Source organism: Modicisalibacter sp., from assembly GCF_055145905.1.
This window is the reverse complement of sequence record NZ_JBSREH010000026.1, coordinates 44655-59018: the sequence shown is the minus strand read 5'-3', so window position 1 is coordinate 59018 and position 14364 is coordinate 44655. Positions and strand designations below refer to the sequence as shown.

Here is a 14364-nt window from a genome sequence, read left to right as displayed (position 1 = left end):
CGCAAAGGCATGCAATGGCCAATCGTAGACAAGGGTCAAGCCACCAAGGCTAGGTCTTCCGGATCCATCATGAATCCGACTCGGAAAGACTGACAGTCGGGTCATGGCTCGCCGGCCATGACCGAGCCGCGCATCTGGCTCCGCGCAAGATCAGGGAGGCCGTAACCGGAGTCACAACCAAGGGGCGCTCACGATGTAGTGCGTAGTCCGGATGACTTGCTTGAAGGGATGGGGCGACACGCACTATTCAAGTAAATCAATATCTTATGATCTAATCTTGGGGTGGGCATACAAATAGGCATACAAGCCGTGCTTTGCTGACCTCTAAACAATGTTCGCAAGCTATCAATTAGTCCTCTTTTTTGGGTTGAGCGAAACGCACGAAAAGCCTATCAAATTCATCTTTCCAATAGCCTTAAGCAATCATCGGGAAATCCCTCCAATCATAGGGATTCAGCCGTTTCATTCGTTGCACTGTTTCATCCGCAGGGGGTGTACCGGATCGTCCCCCCCCCCTACGGTTCCTCAGCCTGAGTCATCGTTGCTGGCGGGGCTCGGGCTACCCGCGTGCGGTGAGTATTACGAGACTTTCGCAAAACCCTCCGGCATGGCTTGCAGGTGTGGTCGCGCTGACCACGGCCCGCTTGAAAGGCGTCGATTGTTTTTCAAGCCAGGCAGGAAAAAGCCCGCACGGGGCGGGCTCGACGACGCTATAAGGTGTGTTGCAGGCGTTCCCGGTAGTCGCGGAGCCGCTGGCTCTCCCGGTGGGCCCGGTCCCTGGGGCTGCCCTTATGGAAGTCACGCTTCCGGTAGCGGGCGAGCCACCGCTTTTGCAGCTCGCCTTCACGTTCATGGCTCATGCCGCCCTCGCCAGGTCCGTGGTCTTCGGGTCGCCGTAGGCCATGCCGCCTCGGGGCATCGCTAGGCCGATCCAGTTCGCAAGCTGGGTTCGCACGGATTCCAGGTCGCTGGCCAAGTCGTGGTGAGCCATGTCCCGCACTGTCTCCAGGTCGGCGTCGATCTCGCGGGCAAGCTGGCCCATCTGCACCCGCAGGTCTTGTGCATCGCAGGCGGCGGCATAGTCGGTCATCGCCTGGGTCAATGCGGCCACGGCCTTACGCGCCTTGTCGGCAGCCTTGCGGGCTTGTTCCTGTTGCTTGCGTTCCTGCTCACGGATGGCGTCGATACGCGGCTGGGCGGCCACACGGCGAGCCTCGGGCAGAATGTCGGCCAGTGCCTCGGCTTCGATGCGCAGGCGCTTGTCGCGGCGTTCTGCCTCGCTCTGGCGGGCTTCAATGGCATCCAGGTCGCCACCCTCGATAGTGGCCAGGCGCATCTCGGCATCGAAGTCAGTCGCGGCGATCTCGTCACGCTCGGCTGAAATGTCAGCCAGGCGCTTCTCGATTTGCTCGGGGGTCTTCATCAGGCGTCTCCCTTCATGCGGTCGATCATCTGTTGGCGGGCATCGCTGGCACCCTGACCGGCGTTGTCACCGCGTGCATCGCGCTCGATCTTGTCGGCACGCACGTCGCGGCTAGTCTTGGGGCGCTGGGATTCCAGCCACTGGTCGTGGTCGATGCGGGCCTGGGTACGTTCCTGGGCTTCGGTAGTCATGCTGTCTTCCTTCGGTTGGGGTTGCTCAATGCGTAGGGTTGGGTCATCGGTACGGAAGGCCATCAGTCCTCCTCAGTAAGCTGTGCGCTGATTGTCACGACCTTGGTGGGATGGGCGGCTTTCAGGGCGGCAACGTGGCGCTGCCAGCAATCGTCGTCGCTCTCGCCCTCCAGGCGGCGTGTCTCGATGCCTTCACCGCGATAGCCAATGACCGGGCCGGGGTAGGGGCTGGTCAGCACCACCAGACGGGGGCCCGACTCATCCTGTCCATGCTGGCTTTCGAGGGCTTCCAGGCGTTTCAGCAGGTCACGGTTAGGCATGGGCGTCGCGCTCCTCCAGCAGCGATTCGAGGGCTTCCAGGGGCACGCGATTCAGCCATTCGTGACGGGGCTCACCAAGCATCGGCTCCGGGGCTTCGATGCCAAGGTTCCGCATAGCCTGATAGGTACGTGACGGGGCGTTGTCATCACTGGCCGCCCCTTGCTGCTCCAGTCGCTCAAGGCGCTGTATCAGGTCACGCCGCATGGCCAGCCACCCTTGAGCCACGGATGTTTGCCGACATGCGCTTGGCGCGGGCTTGCAGGGCATCGGCGTCATTGCCGACCAGGGTGGCGAGCCAGTCGCCTTGCCGGGTCACGATCTGCACGCGGTATTGCCGGGGCATCGTCTCGCCCCACTTGGTGCGGTCTACGTGCTGTCGCATCCACTCATGCCGCTTAGTGGTCATCGGGTCGTTTCTCCTCCAGCGCATCGAGGCGGCGCTGTATGTCGTCAATTTCCTGCACCTTCACCAGTGAGCCGATGGCGTCGATAAGGGCCCGGCCCGTCTGCGGGTCGATGCTGCCCTCGGAGACAGCCGACAGGATCGACTCGGCTTTGGCGGTCAGGGTGTCGCCTTCGATCTCGAAGCGGACAGGTTCAGCGGTGGGGCGGTAGGCGGGGATGGCGCGGTCGATGCACAGCTTCAAGGCTTGGGAATCACCGTCCAGGGCCAGCTCGACGGCCTTGGCGACCAGGGCGTTACCGTGCTTCTCCAACGCCTCTCGCCATTGCGCACGACGATCCGGGCGGCCAGGTGGGCGTCCCCTCGGGTTGCCGCTGCGGCCCTTCTCAAACGCCATCGCGCTTGTTCTCCCGCTGTTCTGAGCAATGACGTTCGTGCAGGTCGATCAGGTGGCGGGCGGCGTCGGTATCGCCTGACTCAGCGGCGCTTTTCAGCAAGCGATAGTAAGAGGCGACCTCGCTTCGGGTCGGCTTCGTGTTGCGTCTCCCTTGGCGGCTGCTCATGCCGGTGTCCTCCTCATGTCAGCTCATAAACAAGGCGTATTCAGATCGGGAATAAGCTTAGACAATTATAGCATAAATGAATAAGAATGCCTGTTTTTATGCCAATTTGTGCGGTTCTGTGCGCTGAGCGACAGGCACAAAAAACCCGGCGCGATGGCCGGGTCTCAGTCACTAGTCCGTGGTCACGGGTCTATCTGCCCGCCGCCCTTCATCAATCGCGTGACGATCAAGTTGGCAGCACGACGACCGGCGTTCTCTTTCTTCACCGGGCGCGGCTCACTCTCGGCAGCCATCCGCCAGGCGGAGACGTACCACTGAGCCAGCTTGGCTTGCCGCTTCGGGTGCAGCCGGTATAAGCCACGGACGATATGGGTCTTGTCCTCCGGCAGCAGGGGGCAGCGGTCGGCGATCCAAGAAAGCCAGTCTGGCACCTCCTCGCTGTAAGCCTCCGGGGCATCATCGGATGCAACTTTTCCCGCTTCGTTGCCCCCCGAAAGTTGCATGGGTTGCGGGCCTTCGGTTGCATCCGGGTTGCATGGCGGGTTGCACTTCTTGCGCTCTAAGTACCTGTTAGCCAAGGCTTTCAGGTCGGCAGTTGCATCGTCGGTTGCATCACTGGCGCTGAAAGTTGCATCCCGGTTCTCGGAAAGTTGCAGGTTGCGTCCCCTAGGGGGTGCAACCTGCAACTCTTGCTCTCGCGTCATGCCGCCTGCCCCCCTTCCTTCTTCTTGGATTTGGGCTTCGAGTACAGCCCCTCGCGCTCGGCACGCTTCTGGTGCCGGTGGGCGGTAGACTTGTTGATCTCCAGTTCGCGGGCGATTTCGGCAGCTAACAACCCTTCATTCAGCAGGGTCACGACACGCTGATAGGTACTGTCCTGGAGAGACTGGTAGGCCCACGATATGCGGCCATCCGGGGAGTTGGTCAGCTCGATCTCTCGGCTTCGGGCATCGTCGCCATAGAAACCCCGGTTCTTCTCGAAGTGCAGCTCAAACTTAGCTCCCTGGGCGTCCTCGTCACCGCGTGGGGCTTTAAGGCCAATCACCGTATCCAGTACGTCCTCGCGGCGACTGGTGCCGCGTTGCTGGCCGCCCTTGCCGGAGTGGTGAACGAATAGCACGGTCTTGCCTTGCGAACGCATCCTCAAGGCCCATTCCTGGACCATCAGCCAGCTCTCGCCCTCGTTCTCCTTGCCGCTCCGGCATAGCGTGGCGATGTTGTCCACCACGATCAGCTTGGCCGGATCGGTAAAGGGCTCGATGGCCACCTGCCCTTCGAGGGTGGACAGATCGGGCATACCACGCTTCTGCAAGTCCGGTGTCAGGATTTGCAGGGCGTCCGGGCTGGCTTGGTAGGGGCTGCTCTGAATCACACTCACAAAGCGTTCCTGGAGGGCTATCGCGGGCATCTCCCCGTCGATATACAGCACCGGGTGCGCCTCGCTGGCCTCCCAGCCCAGAAACTCGCCACCCGCCGCCACGGCATAGGCGGTACACATGGCAAACCACGTCTTGCCGATACCTCGGGGCGCGTAGACCATCGCCAGCCCACTGGACGGCAGCCATGGGGATAGCAGCATGGTCCTCTCGGGCAACTCCATGCTGATAAGGTCGGCAACGCTGACTGACCGCAGGCGCATTTCATCGGCGGTTTCCTGGACGGCCTCAGCCACGCTTTTCAGTTGGGGTGCTGTCATACCGTCACCTCCTCACCAGCGGCAGCCAGGTCGTTGAAGTCCGTTCCCACAAATCCCTCGGGAAACTCGGGCCAGATACAGCGGCCACCCACGGCGGTCGCCGCCTCCTTGCCCTTGGTGACGCCAGGGTTGCCACGGGTGCGGTGGTCGTTGTCGGCACAGACGATGATCGCCACGGCAGGATGACGCGCTCGCAAGCTCTGGCAGACCGGCAGCAGGTTGCCGCAGTCCATCGCACAGGCGACGGCATACCCGGTCGCTTCGTGCAGCGTCAGCCCGGTCGCCACGCCTTCACAGACCAGCAGCGGCTCGCCCGGCTTGGGTGCGCCTACTGGGAAGTAAGCGCCCTTCTTGCGACCACCAGGGCGAAAGCGCTTGATGCCGTCACCGTCGATATACTGGAAATTGACCAGACCCGCCTCGCAGTACATGGGCACCACCAGCCGGTCACCGTCTTGCAGCAGCCCGAACGGCTTGCAGCGCTTGGCGATCAGGTAGGCATGGCCAGGGGCAGCCGGGGATAGTCCCGGTTTCTCACGGCGGCACAGGCGGGCCACCAGGGCGTGTTGACGCTCACGCTCGGCTTGCCGTTCCTGTCGGGCGCGTTCGGCTTCCAGGCGGGCTTTCTCGGCGGCCTCGGGGTCATGCTCGCCATCGGGAAAGACGTACTGGGTATCGACCAGCCCCCACACGCCAAAGCAGGCGAAGTCGTGGTGAGCCACGTACCAGACGCGCTTGTTGCCCTTGCGGCTGTCGGGGTGGTCCAGCCGGTGAATGGCTCCATCGGTGGCGATGGAAACATTCAGGCCGGTATGTGCTAGAATTTCAGCCGCAAGCTTCACGACAATGCCCTGCTTCTCCGCCCACTGGTCCCCAGCCGTGGGCGTTTTCATTGCTCCTTGCATAGCACCTCCTCGCACTCGCGGATATGCTTAAACGCCCGGTTCAGCGCCAGGGTTGGCGATGCCGCGCGATAACTTGAGAACGCATCCACGTCAGGCAAATAGCGGGTGGCCTCGTACCGGCCATCGGGGAATTGCTCGACTACCACGGCATCCGGGCGGCCAAGGATGCGCAGCGCCTCGAAGTTATGCTCAGCCTCGATGGACAGCGAGCCATACAGGGTGTGAATCAGGTGGTGTGTCATGCCTCACCCCCTTCTAGGTATGCCACGCGATCATCGAGGCTTTCAGCCGCCAGGCGCAGGGCTTCGTGCAGTGCGGCACGATGGAAGTCCGTGATTTCTTCACTATCCAGCAGGTCAGCAATGCCGTTAATCACCACGGATGCGCGGCTCATGATGCGAGTGTCGCCATAGATGGTGGCGCGGTTGAGACGATCTTGGGGAGTCATTGCGCCTCCTCCTGACCGCGTGCAGCGGCTTCGAGGGCGCGGGCCTTGTCCATGTGCGCGTTGTAGCGACGCAGACGAACGGCAGTGCTTGAGTTGGAGAAAAGGGCGGATTTCGCCATTGCCCGGTGGGCAGCGGCGCGTGCGGACGCACTAAGGGCGGGAAGGCGGATTGCCATTGGTGAGACTCCATTCGGTGTGGAGTCGTCCCCGGTTGCGGCCAAGCAACGGATGGGGGCGACTGTACGCGGGTTGGCCGACCGGCCCGAATGGAAACCGGCACGCTCGAAAGCGTCCCACGCACAGCCGCCATAACTGACGGGCACAAAAATAGCGCCGTCGATATGGGCGCTTGTGCGCCATTCGGGATTCGACCGGCCAAGGTCGGTTGCCGAATTTGCGGCAACCCGGACATGGTAGTGAGACGGGATGATATGCGCAAGCATCAGGCCACCTCGTCAGTCTGGGTCGGTAGATAATACAGGGCCACGCGAGAGTGCTTTCGTCCCCACGGATCGAAAACATCTTGAAGGTGCGTGTTGATCTTGTGCCCTTGCTTACGCAGCTCATTAACGCGAGCCCCAGGGCGCATGATGTTCATTTCCTGCATCAGTTCGATGGTGGTGGCTGGGCCTTCGTGAAGGCGTACCAGGATGCGTGCGCACTGAGAGGCGGCGCTATTGTCTGTAATCTTCATGCGGCACCTCGCTCAGCCATCTTGGCTTCAAGCCATGCTTCGACCTCAGCCACGACGAAGTAACAGCCAGCTTGGCGCGTCTGGCCAAACTTGATGGGCCGGGGGAAGGTGGGGTCATTCTTGCTCAGTTTGTCCAAGCCGCTCCGGGTCATATCCCATGAGCGGCAAAGGCTGGGCTTGGAGATGATCCGCATGTCAGCGGGGAGGGTATCTAATTGCATGTGAACGCCTTCGTGTTGATGACGTTTCCATGCTCGTAAACTTGCTCTCTGGGGTCGTGAATCCTATTTCGTAGAATTAGCGTGCAGCTTGAGCAATTCATAATACGAGAAAGGCATAAGTTCTAGCTTTTCTAGTCTTGAAAATGCCTCTCTGATAAAAAGGTTTTTGTCTCCCGCGTGCTGGATGCCATGCTCAGCTCCGTCCAAAAATGCGATGGTCATTCCCAGCAGGGCAAAAGGCTTGTTTTCCCCTTTTCCGAATACATTGCGTATTGTGCCAGCCTCAAGATAGTACCCGCTTCGTGCTAAATCTTCTTTCGCTGCATGGAAATAGCTGTTGGGCTCAAACTCCTCTTGCCAGCCGGGAAGGCCATACCCCATCCAATAAGCGACGGCTGAATAAATGTGCTCATCTCTTGTTCTGTTGTCTTTAGGTCGTGGCCCCCTGCCTTTGGAAGTGCCGCTCCTAAGGGCTTTTGCAATTTTTTTGCGAAGATCGGGGCGGTCTGATAGGAGTGCTGGAAGGTTCTTTAGATTTCCATTTTCAAATAAATCCGCTAGCTTACTCGTGTCTCCTCGCTCAATAGCTTCTAGCGCCTGCTTTGCACGGATGTCTAATGTAAGCACCATTACGCCCGCCTCACCAATTCCACGATGTTCTCGCCCAGCACATTCACGCGGCTATCAAACTCGGCTTGTATCTCCGGTGTCATGCCCGCTTCCAGCGCTTCCAGATAGTCGGCATACCACTGAATCATGATGCGTCGCGGGGCCAAGTATTGCGCCTTGTCGTATGTGGCTTCCTCGCCTTTCTTGACGTGCGCTAGGTGGCGTTCCGACCATTCGGTTTTCCAGCCGTGTTCGCTCACCAGCGTCTTGAAGGTGTGGCGCGATCCGTGGCCGGTCATCTTTCCCTTGTAGCCGATCAGCGCAAAGCACTTGTTGATGCTGTTATCGGACAGGACAGGGTTCTTAGGCCCGTTGCTGGGGAATACCCACTTGCTCCGCCCCGTAGTGCGTTTGAGTTCACGCAGTAGTTCGACAACCTGAGTCGGCAGGGGAGCCAGGTGGGGAAGATGCATCTTCATCTTCTCACCGGGAATCGACCACAGGGCGTTGTCCAGGTCGATCTCTGACCACTCGGCTTGCCTGACCATGCCAGGGCGGGAAGCGGTTAGGACCGTCATCCATGCGGCGGTAGCGACCAGGGTACGGCTGGGCGTCTGCCTGAGAGCCCGCAGGAAGGCTGGTAGCTCTGACTCGTATAGGTGGGGGAGCTGCTTCTCTTTCGGCGCTTGTGCGGCCACACGGTGCATTTCTGAGGCGGGGTTGCTGAAACACCAGCCTTTGGCCACGGCCATGCCGAAGATTTCACGCAGCCAGCCGCGCACTTTCTCGGCGGTGTTGTGGGCACCGCGGGCCTCGATGGCTTCCTGAATGGCTACACAGTCGGGATGCTCAAGCGTACCGATGGGGCGATCCCCGATGGCGGGGAGAATGTCCCTATCGAGAGCCAGGCGCATTCCCTTGAGCGTGGCGGCACGGCGACCGTTCTTCTCCTTGTGTTCGTACCAGTATTCAGCGGCACGGCGGAAGGTGTTAGCCCTTGCAGCGTCCTCTGCGGCCTTCTGAGCGCGACGTTGCTTGGCTGGGTCGATGCCTTCACGGAGTAGGTCTTGAGCCTCCAGCGCCTTCTTACGGGCCTTGGAGCCGGACAGTTCCGTGTAGCTGCCCAAGCCGTACCACGTCCACTTGCTGGTATCTGGTGCCTTGTACCGCAGTTCCCAGGACTTGGAGCCGTTGGGCTTCACGCGGAAGTACAGCCCGCCGCCATCGGCTACACGGTATGCCTTGTCCTCTGGCTCAAGGGTGGCCAGTACGGTATCCGCCAGGGGGCGGCGCTTGATCTGGCTTCGCTTCATGTCTTGTATGCCCGGTGTATGCCAAAGTTCGCTTTTCAGGTGAGCATACAAGGAGGCATACACGGTGGCAACGGGTATATGTCCCCGTGTGAGAGCATGTGGAAGCGCTAAATCAGGCTGAAAACCGCGTAGTTATGGGCTTTGTGGCTGATATGAGAGCGTTTGGAAGGATATGGGGAAATGCTTGTTGGTGCGGATGGGGAGACTCGAACTCCCACGCCTCTCGGCACTAGAACCTAAATCTAGCGTGTCTACCAATTCCACCACATCCGCAGGGGAGAGGACGCCCGTATTGTACGGATGTCCGGCGTTGAGTCAATGCGCCTCGCCGGGCAGGCGCAGATGGCGGGCGGCAACCTCCGGCCCGTGTGTCTCGGCGGCGTCGATCCAGGGGACCTGGCCCAGGCAGGGGGCGTCCAGATGGTGGGCGAGCATCGTCTGGGTATCCTCGATTTCCGCGTAGTCGGGGTCGATGTGGTTGCCCACCCAACCGGCCAGGCGCAGGCCGTCGGCGCGAATCGCCTCGGCGCTGAGGCGAGCATGGTTGATGCAGCCCAGGCGCAGGCCGATGACCAGAATCACCGGCAACTCGAGTGCCCGGGCGATCGCGCTGAGGTCTTCCTGCCGATTCAGTGGCACTCGCCAGCCGCCGGCGCCCTCGACCAGGCCGAACTGGCGCGGTGACGCCTGCAAGCGGCGGATGTGGGCGATCAGGCTTGATGCTTCCAGTGTCATGCCCGCTTCGCGGGCGGCCAGGTGCGGGGCCACGGCCGGTTCCAGGGTGACCGGGTTGACTTCGGTATAGTCGACGGCGGGGGCGCTATAGCGTTGCAGCAGCAGGGCATCGCGATTGCGCAACCCCCGAGCCGTGCGCGTGCTGCCCGAGGCCACGGGCTTGATACCACGAGTGGTCAGCCCTTGCGTACGGGCACGGGCCAGCAGACCGGCGCTGATCAGGGTCTTGCCGGCGTCGGTGTCGGTTCCGGTGACGAAATACAGGCTCATGGCGTGTTCCGTTGCGGCTTGTGCAGTTCGAGGGTGAAGCAGTGGTAGGTCACCGGCAGTCCGGCGGCCTCGCGGTGGCGCTCGAAGCGTGCCCGGGCGCGGGCCAGATCGGCACGGCCGAGGCGGGCGCCGGGGCGGGCGACCTGGGCGCCGACGCCCTTGATCGAGGCCATGACGGCGTCCAGGTCGGGGTAGTGAAAGCGCGCCACGCGCGAAGTGAGGCGGCCGTGCAGGCCGGCCCGGCGGATCATCGCCCGGTATTGCGCGGCTGGAATGAAGGGCTCCACGGCGGCGGTATGACCGGGGCGCGACCAGGCATCGGCGACTTCCGCCAGGGTGCCCGGGCCCAGGGTGTTGACCAAGGCCACGCCACCCGGCGCCAGCACGCGATGCAGCTCGGCGAACAGAGCCGGCAGGTCCCGGCACCACTGGATGGCCAGGTTGGAAAACACCAGGTCCAGCGCGCCATCGGCCAGCGGCAGCCGGGTGGCGTCGGCGCACAGCCAGTGCGCGTCGCGGGCATGGCGGCGGCGAGCCTCGGCGAGCATGCCGAAAGCCAGGTCGATGCCCAGTGCCGGACGGCCGTAACGGGCCGTCAGGCGCTGCGTCCAGTCGCCGGGGCCGCAGCCGAGATCGACGATGTGCGAGGCCGTGGCCGGCAGGCATTGCCAGAGCTGCTCGCCGAGTTGTGCCTGGGCATGGGCCCGGCGGGCATAATGCGGGGCGGCGCGGCCGAAGGCATGGGCGACGCGTCGGCGCCAGTCACGATCCTGCGCGGTGTCCGTGGTCTCGACGAGCGAGGCAGTCATGCGGAGTCCTCCATGGAAGGCAGGACGCGGGCGGTGGCGACGAGCGTGTGAGCTAAATGCTCAGGCGTGGCGAGTTGCGGGCAGTGGCCGGTGCCGGGCAGTACATCGGCCTCGCTCAGGGCCGCGATGTCGAACAGCGGGTCGTGCTCGCCGATCAGCGTGATGCTCGGGCAGCCGCTGCGCGCAAGCGGGCCGTCTGTCGCCAGGGTGGCCAGCTGGGCAAGGCCGGCATCGAGGGCGGCGGTGTCCGCCGGCGGGCGGGTGCCGATCAGCCGGGCCAGGGCCTGGTGGGCGCTGTCGGGATGCGCTTCGCCACCCAGCTGGCGCGCGAGAAAGCGCTGCCAGACGACGTCGGGATCACGCAGGAAGGCACGCCGAAAGGCGCGCAGCTCGGCGGCGGACACCCGGCAGCCGGGCGCACCGGTGAAGCGCCCGGCCATGCCCAGCCGAATCAGTCCGCGCGGGGGCGGCAGGTGGTCGAGCAGGGCGGCGGCGAGAAGTGCGCCGAGCGACCAGCCGACCCAGACGGCGTCCGCCGGCAGGGCATCGCGCATCGCCTCGGCCAGCGCCTCGAGATCATCCGGCTGCTCGAGCCCGGGACTGGCACGATAGCCGGGCCAGTCCGGTGTGCTCACCTCGACCGCGTCCGGCCAGTGCGGGCCCAGCGGCCGCCAGATGCGTGCATCGATGCCCCAGCCGGAAAGCAGCACCAGCTTCATGACGCCTCCTCGGCGGCGAGCGCGGCCAGGCGGTCGAGCAGGTCGTCCAGCGTGTCGCGGTCATGGGCGGCGCTCAGGGTGATGCGCAGACGGGCCTGGCCGCGGGGCACGGTGGGCGGGCGGATCGCGCCGACCAGAAAGCCCTGCTCATGCAGTCGCCGGGCCCAGTGCAGGGTCCGCGCGCTGTCGCCGAGCCGCACCGGCTGGATGGGTGTCGGCGAGGGCAGCAAAGGCAGGCCGAGTGCGGCGCCCCGGGATCGCCAGTGGTCGATCAGGGCCTGCAGGTGGCGGCGTCGCTCGGGTTCCGCCGCGAGGATGTCGAGGGCCCGCAGGGTGGCGCAGGCCACGCCTGGCGGCTGAGCGGTGGTATAGATGTAGGGGCGGGCAAGCTGGGTCAGGGCGTCGATCAGCAGATCGTCGCCGGCCACGAAGGCGCCGGCGCTGCCCAGGGCCTTGCCCAGGGTGCCGACCAGCACCGGTACCTGGCGGGTGTCATGGCGCCAGCCCACGCTGCCGTCGCCATGGTCGCCGAGCACACCGATGCCGTGGGCGTCATCGATCACCAGCGCGGCAGCGTGGCGCTGAGCCAGGGTGGCGAGGGCAGCGACATCGGCCACGTCGCCGTCCATGCTGAAGACCCCGTCGCTGACGACGAGGCGGGGAACATCGGCCCGCGCGCGCGCCAGCAGGCGCTCCAGGTCGGCGAGATCCGCGTGATGGAAGCGTCGCGAGCGGGCGCCGGCGAGGGCTGCGCCGTCCAGCAGCGAGGCGTGGTTGAGGCGGTCCTGGAAGACCTGCGTGCCGTCACTGCCGAGCACCTGCAGCACGGCCAGGTTGGCCATGTAGCCGGTCGAGAACAGCAGGGCCCGCGGGCGCCCGGTCAGCGCGGCGAGGCGTTCCTCGAGGGCATGATGGGGCAGCAGGTGGCCGCACACCAGATGCGAGGCGCGGGCGCCGGTGCCGTGACGGCGTGCACCTTCGGCCTGGGCCTCGGCGAGGCGCGAGTCGCGGGCCAGGCCGAGGTAGTCGTTGCCGGCGAAGTCGTGCAGGCGGCGGCTGTTCCCGACCAGGCCGGCGTCACCCGCGGGCCGGTACATCGCCCGATTGCGCCACAGCGACTCGGCGCGCCGCGTCTCGAGTCGGCGGGCGAGGGTGTCACGCCACATCTCAGGCGCTCCGGGCCGTCGCATCGTAATAGAGGGCGGACGGCGCCGGACGCGTGGCGGCCACGGCATTGGGTTCGACATCGTCGGTGATGTCACGGGTTTCCGGATGCAGGCCCAGGCGCTCGAACAGCCGGTGGTCGCGGTCGGCCTCGGGGTTCTCGGTGGTCAGCAGCCGGTCGCCGTAGAAGATCGAGTTGGCACCCGCCAGGAAGGCCAGCGCCTGGGTGGCGTCGTCCATCTGTTCGCGGCCCGCGGACAAGCGCACGTGGCTCTGCGGCATCAGGATGCGCGCCACCGCGATGGCGCGCACGAAGTCGAGCGGGTCCAGGTCGTCGGCGTTCTCCAGCGGCGTGCCGGGCACCTTGACCAGCTGGTTGATGGGCACCGACTCGGGGTGCGGGTCGAGGTTGGCGAGTTGCTGGAGCAGGCCGGCGCGATCGCGGGGGGCTTCCCCCATGCCGAGGATGCCGCCGCTGCAGATCTTCATGCCGGCGTCGCGCACATGGGCCAGGGTATCGAGGCGGTCGGCGTAGGTGCGGGTGGTGATGATCTCGCCGTAGTAGTCCGGCGAGGTATCAAGGTTGTGGTTGTAGTAGTCGAGCCCCGCCTCGGCCAGCCGCGCGGCCTGGGCGTCGTCGAGCATGCCCAGCGTCATGCAGGTCTCGAGCCCCAGCGCCTTGACCTGACGGACCATTTCCAGCACCACGTCCAGGTCGCGCTCCCGGGGGCTGCGCCAGGCCGCGCCCATGCAGAAGCGGCTGGCCCCGGCGTCACGGGCGGCCCGGGCCTGTTCCACCACCTTCTCGATCTCGAGCAGTTTTTCCTTGCCGAGCCCGGTGTTGTAGTGGCCGGACTGCGGGCAGTACTTGCAGTCCTCGGGGCAGGCGCCGGTCTTGATCGACAGCAGTGTCGAGACCTGCACGGCATTGGCATCGAAATGGGCCCGATGCACCTGCTGGGCATGGAACAGCAGGTCGTTGAAGGGCAGGGCGAACAGGGCCTCGATCTCGTCGAGCCGCCAGTCGTGACGCGGAGTCGGAGAGGACGGTACGCTCATGTCAGGTTCGGCTTCCTGTGGTTAACATGGTGTCTTTTAACAAGTTGACTGTGATGATAGGGCGAGTGCGCCGGCTGTCAACCTTGGTTTCTAACAGAGTTGACCATGGGTTGCGGATAACCCTGCCCGGTGGCTGCGCCTTCTGCCTGGGGCCCTGCCCGCCGCAGGCACCTTGGTGCGAGGCCTGCCTGGCGGCGCTGCCGTGGAATCGACCCGCCTGTCGGCGCTGTGCCGAGCCCCTGCCGCCCGGTGCGCCGGACTGGTGCGGGCGCTGCCTGACCTCGCCGCCGGCCTTCGATGGGGCGCGGGTGGGGCTGCGCTACGAGGCAGAGGTCATCACCTTGTTGCAGCGCTTCAAGTTTGGTGCTGACCCGCGTGCCGGCACCCTGCTGGTGGCGCTGATGGCCCGGGAGCTGGCCGCCCTTGACGCGGCCGAGCGCCCCGAGTTGCTGATCGCCCTGCCGCGGCACCGGCGGCGTGCCCGCGAGGCGGGGCTGGATACCGGGCCGTGGCTGACCGCGCGCCTGGCCCGGTCGCTGGACCTGCCGTGGACCGTCCCGCAGCGGCGGCGCGACACGCCGACCCAGCGCGGGCTCGACCGTCGCGCGCGCCGGCGCAACCTGCGCGATGCCTTCGTCGTCGGGCACGAGCTGCCGGCCCGGGTGGCGCTGGTCGACGACGTGATGACCACCGGGGCCTCGCTCGGTGCCCTGGCCGCGGCCTGCCGGGCGGCGGGGGCGCAGCACGTGGAGGCCTGGGCGGCGGCGCGCACCCCGCTGGCGGCCGGGCGCTAACGAGCCGGCGTGCGGTCTGCTAGCATG

22 protein-coding genes and 1 tRNA gene are annotated in these 14364 nt (G+C 64.6%); 1 reads left to right on the top strand and 22 read right to left on the bottom strand.

What is annotated here, in order from left to right; all coding sequences use genetic code 11:
- Window positions 1–856 precede the first annotated feature (856 nt).
- The 22 genes from ACTCB7_RS09355 to bioB form a co-directional block, all read right to left on the bottom strand.
- Window positions 857–1423 carry a hypothetical protein gene (locus ACTCB7_RS09355; RefSeq protein WP_463006451.1) on the bottom strand — a complete coding sequence of 189 codons (567 nt, stop codon included), beginning with the start codon at window positions 1421–1423 and terminating at the stop codon, window positions 857–859.
- Window positions 1423–1614 (bottom strand): hypothetical protein, encoded by a 192-nt coding sequence (locus tag ACTCB7_RS09350; protein WP_463006450.1) that lies wholly within the window; start codon window positions 1612–1614, stop codon window positions 1423–1425. Before ACTCB7_RS09350 ends, ACTCB7_RS09355 begins: the two co-directional genes overlap by 1 nt.
- Before the next feature lie 62 nt (window positions 1615–1676).
- Window positions 1677–1934, bottom strand: coding sequence for a hypothetical protein (locus ACTCB7_RS09345; RefSeq protein ID WP_463006449.1), 258 nt, complete (start codon window positions 1932–1934; stop codon window positions 1677–1679).
- Complete coding sequence (locus tag ACTCB7_RS09340) at window positions 1927–2139, bottom strand: hypothetical protein (protein ID WP_463006448.1); 213 nt, start codon at window positions 2137–2139, stop codon at window positions 1927–1929. The genes ACTCB7_RS09345 and ACTCB7_RS09340 overlap by 8 nt, the downstream gene beginning before the upstream one ends.
- Entirely contained in the window at window positions 2129–2341 is a 213-nt protein-coding gene (locus tag ACTCB7_RS09335) for a hypothetical protein (protein WP_463006447.1), read from the bottom strand. Before ACTCB7_RS09335 ends, ACTCB7_RS09340 begins: the two co-directional genes overlap by 11 nt.
- Window positions 2331–2735 (bottom strand): DUF5681 domain-containing protein, encoded by a 405-nt coding sequence (locus tag ACTCB7_RS09330; protein WP_463006446.1) that lies wholly within the window; start codon window positions 2733–2735, stop codon window positions 2331–2333. Before ACTCB7_RS09330 ends, ACTCB7_RS09335 begins: the two co-directional genes overlap by 11 nt.
- Window positions 2725–2901 carry a hypothetical protein gene (locus tag ACTCB7_RS09325; RefSeq protein WP_463006445.1) on the bottom strand — a complete coding sequence of 59 codons (177 nt, stop codon included), beginning with the start codon at window positions 2899–2901 and terminating at the stop codon, window positions 2725–2727. Before ACTCB7_RS09325 ends, ACTCB7_RS09330 begins: the two co-directional genes overlap by 11 nt.
- A gap of 182 nt (window positions 2902–3083) precedes the next feature.
- Complete coding sequence (locus ACTCB7_RS09320; protein ID WP_463006444.1) at window positions 3084–3605, bottom strand: hypothetical protein; 522 nt, start codon at window positions 3603–3605, stop codon at window positions 3084–3086.
- Window positions 3602–4597: an AAA family ATPase gene (locus ACTCB7_RS09315; RefSeq protein ID WP_463006443.1), complete on the bottom strand. Its 996-nt coding sequence runs from the start codon at window positions 4595–4597 to the stop codon at window positions 3602–3604. The genes ACTCB7_RS09320 and ACTCB7_RS09315 overlap by 4 nt, the downstream gene beginning before the upstream one ends.
- Entirely contained in the window at window positions 4594–5490 is an 897-nt protein-coding gene (locus ACTCB7_RS09310; protein ID WP_463006442.1) for a toprim domain-containing protein, read from the bottom strand. Before ACTCB7_RS09310 ends, ACTCB7_RS09315 begins: the two co-directional genes overlap by 4 nt.
- Complete coding sequence (locus tag ACTCB7_RS09305) at window positions 5487–5744, bottom strand: hypothetical protein (protein ID WP_463006441.1); 258 nt, start codon at window positions 5742–5744, stop codon at window positions 5487–5489. The genes ACTCB7_RS09310 and ACTCB7_RS09305 overlap by 4 nt, the downstream gene beginning before the upstream one ends.
- A complete protein-coding gene (locus tag ACTCB7_RS09300) occupies window positions 5741–5950 on the bottom strand; it encodes a hypothetical protein (protein ID WP_463006440.1) in 210 nt (69 codons plus the stop codon). The genes ACTCB7_RS09305 and ACTCB7_RS09300 overlap by 4 nt, the downstream gene beginning before the upstream one ends.
- Window positions 5951–6392: 442 nt before the next feature.
- Complete coding sequence (locus ACTCB7_RS09295) at window positions 6393–6644, bottom strand: helix-turn-helix domain-containing protein (RefSeq protein WP_463006439.1); 252 nt, start codon at window positions 6642–6644, stop codon at window positions 6393–6395.
- Complete coding sequence (locus ACTCB7_RS09290) at window positions 6641–6865, bottom strand: helix-turn-helix transcriptional regulator (protein WP_463006438.1); 225 nt, start codon at window positions 6863–6865, stop codon at window positions 6641–6643. The genes ACTCB7_RS09295 and ACTCB7_RS09290 overlap by 4 nt, the downstream gene beginning before the upstream one ends.
- A 63-nt stretch (window positions 6866–6928) precedes the next feature.
- The gene (locus tag ACTCB7_RS09285; RefSeq protein WP_463006437.1) at window positions 6929–7495 is read right to left on the bottom strand and encodes a hypothetical protein; all 567 of its coding nucleotides are present in this window, start codon (window positions 7493–7495) and stop codon (window positions 6929–6931) included.
- Window positions 7495–8787 carry a tyrosine-type recombinase/integrase gene (locus ACTCB7_RS09280; RefSeq protein ID WP_463006436.1) on the bottom strand — a complete coding sequence of 431 codons (1293 nt, stop codon included), beginning with the start codon at window positions 8785–8787 and terminating at the stop codon, window positions 7495–7497. Before ACTCB7_RS09280 ends, ACTCB7_RS09285 begins: the two co-directional genes overlap by 1 nt.
- A gap of 188 nt (window positions 8788–8975) precedes the next feature.
- Window positions 8976–9060 (bottom strand) — tRNA-Leu (locus tag ACTCB7_RS09275).
- A 42-nt stretch (window positions 9061–9102) separates the two neighbouring features.
- The gene (bioD, locus tag ACTCB7_RS09270) at window positions 9103–9792 is read right to left on the bottom strand and encodes a dethiobiotin synthase (RefSeq protein WP_463006435.1); all 690 of its coding nucleotides are present in this window, start codon (window positions 9790–9792) and stop codon (window positions 9103–9105) included.
- Window positions 9789–10601: a methyltransferase domain-containing protein gene (locus tag ACTCB7_RS09265; protein ID WP_224414544.1), complete on the bottom strand. Its 813-nt coding sequence runs from the start codon at window positions 10599–10601 to the stop codon at window positions 9789–9791. The genes bioD and ACTCB7_RS09265 overlap by 4 nt, the downstream gene beginning before the upstream one ends.
- Window positions 10598–11320 carry an alpha/beta fold hydrolase gene (locus ACTCB7_RS09260; protein WP_224414545.1) on the bottom strand — a complete coding sequence of 241 codons (723 nt, stop codon included), beginning with the start codon at window positions 11318–11320 and terminating at the stop codon, window positions 10598–10600. Before ACTCB7_RS09260 ends, ACTCB7_RS09265 begins: the two co-directional genes overlap by 4 nt.
- Window positions 11317–12486 carry an 8-amino-7-oxononanoate synthase gene (gene bioF / locus ACTCB7_RS09255; RefSeq protein WP_463006434.1) on the bottom strand — a complete coding sequence of 390 codons (1170 nt, stop codon included), beginning with the start codon at window positions 12484–12486 and terminating at the stop codon, window positions 11317–11319. The genes ACTCB7_RS09260 and bioF overlap by 4 nt, the downstream gene beginning before the upstream one ends.
- A gap of 1 nt (window position 12487) precedes the next feature.
- Window positions 12488–13543 (bottom strand): biotin synthase BioB, encoded by a 1056-nt coding sequence (gene bioB, locus ACTCB7_RS09250; RefSeq protein ID WP_463006433.1) that lies wholly within the window; start codon window positions 13541–13543, stop codon window positions 12488–12490.
- Window positions 13544–13653: 110 nt separating this feature from the next.
- On the opposite strand from bioB, the gene ACTCB7_RS09245 reads away from it, so the two are divergent.
- Window positions 13654–14337: a ComF family protein gene (locus ACTCB7_RS09245; RefSeq protein ID WP_463006432.1), complete on the top strand. Its 684-nt coding sequence runs from the start codon at window positions 13654–13656 to the stop codon at window positions 14335–14337.
- Window positions 14338–14364 lie beyond the last annotated feature (27 nt).

Excerpts from the sequence above, each read along its gene's own strand:
- ACTCB7_RS09330 (WP_463006446.1), bottom strand. The coding sequence starts at position 2,735 with ATGGCGTTTGAGAAGGGCCGCAGCGGCAACCCGAGGGGACGCCCACCT.
- ACTCB7_RS09315 (WP_463006443.1), bottom strand. The coding sequence starts at position 4,597 with ATGACAGCACCCCAACTGAAAAGCGTGGCTGAGGCCGTCCAGGAAACC.
- ACTCB7_RS09310 (WP_463006442.1), bottom strand. The coding sequence starts at position 5,490 with ATGAAAACGCCCACGGCTGGGGACCAGTGGGCGGAGAAGCAGGGCATT.
- ACTCB7_RS09350 (WP_463006450.1), bottom strand. The coding sequence starts at position 1,614 with ATGACTACCGAAGCCCAGGAACGTACCCAGGCCCGCATCGACCACGAC.
- ACTCB7_RS09335 (WP_463006447.1), bottom strand. The coding sequence starts at position 2,341 with ATGACCACTAAGCGGCATGAGTGGATGCGACAGCACGTAGACCGCACC.
- ACTCB7_RS09290 (WP_463006438.1), bottom strand. The coding sequence starts at position 6,865 with ATGCAATTAGATACCCTCCCCGCTGACATGCGGATCATCTCCAAGCCC.
- ACTCB7_RS09300 (WP_463006440.1), bottom strand. The coding sequence starts at position 5,950 with ATGACTCCCCAAGATCGTCTCAACCGCGCCACCATCTATGGCGACACT.
- ACTCB7_RS09305 (WP_463006441.1), bottom strand. The coding sequence starts at position 5,744 with ATGACACACCACCTGATTCACACCCTGTATGGCTCGCTGTCCATCGAG.
- ACTCB7_RS09280 (WP_463006436.1), bottom strand. The coding sequence starts at position 8,787 with ATGAAGCGAAGCCAGATCAAGCGCCGCCCCCTGGCGGATACCGTACTG.
- ACTCB7_RS09325 (WP_463006445.1), bottom strand. The coding sequence starts at position 2,901 with ATGAGCAGCCGCCAAGGGAGACGCAACACGAAGCCGACCCGAAGCGAG.
- ACTCB7_RS09265 (WP_224414544.1), bottom strand. The coding sequence starts at position 10,601 with ATGACTGCCTCGCTCGTCGAGACCACGGACACCGCGCAGGATCGTGAC.
- ACTCB7_RS09345 (WP_463006449.1), bottom strand. The coding sequence starts at position 1,934 with ATGCCTAACCGTGACCTGCTGAAACGCCTGGAAGCCCTCGAAAGCCAG.
- ACTCB7_RS09320 (WP_463006444.1), bottom strand. The coding sequence starts at position 3,605 with ATGACGCGAGAGCAAGAGTTGCAGGTTGCACCCCCTAGGGGACGCAAC.
- bioB (WP_463006433.1), bottom strand. The coding sequence starts at position 13,543 with ATGAGCGTACCGTCCTCTCCGACTCCGCGTCACGACTGGCGGCTCGAC.
- ACTCB7_RS09295 (WP_463006439.1), bottom strand. The coding sequence starts at position 6,644 with ATGAAGATTACAGACAATAGCGCCGCCTCTCAGTGCGCACGCATCCTG.
- bioF (WP_463006434.1), bottom strand. The coding sequence starts at position 12,486 with ATGTGGCGTGACACCCTCGCCCGCCGACTCGAGACGCGGCGCGCCGAG.
- ACTCB7_RS09285 (WP_463006437.1), bottom strand. The coding sequence starts at position 7,495 with ATGGTGCTTACATTAGACATCCGTGCAAAGCAGGCGCTAGAAGCTATT.
- ACTCB7_RS09340 (WP_463006448.1), bottom strand. The coding sequence starts at position 2,139 with ATGCGGCGTGACCTGATACAGCGCCTTGAGCGACTGGAGCAGCAAGGG.
- ACTCB7_RS09355 (WP_463006451.1), bottom strand. The coding sequence starts at position 1,423 with ATGAAGACCCCCGAGCAAATCGAGAAGCGCCTGGCTGACATTTCAGCC.
- bioD (WP_463006435.1), bottom strand. The coding sequence starts at position 9,792 with ATGAGCCTGTATTTCGTCACCGGAACCGACACCGACGCCGGCAAGACC.
- ACTCB7_RS09260 (WP_224414545.1), bottom strand. The coding sequence starts at position 11,320 with ATGAAGCTGGTGCTGCTTTCCGGCTGGGGCATCGATGCACGCATCTGG.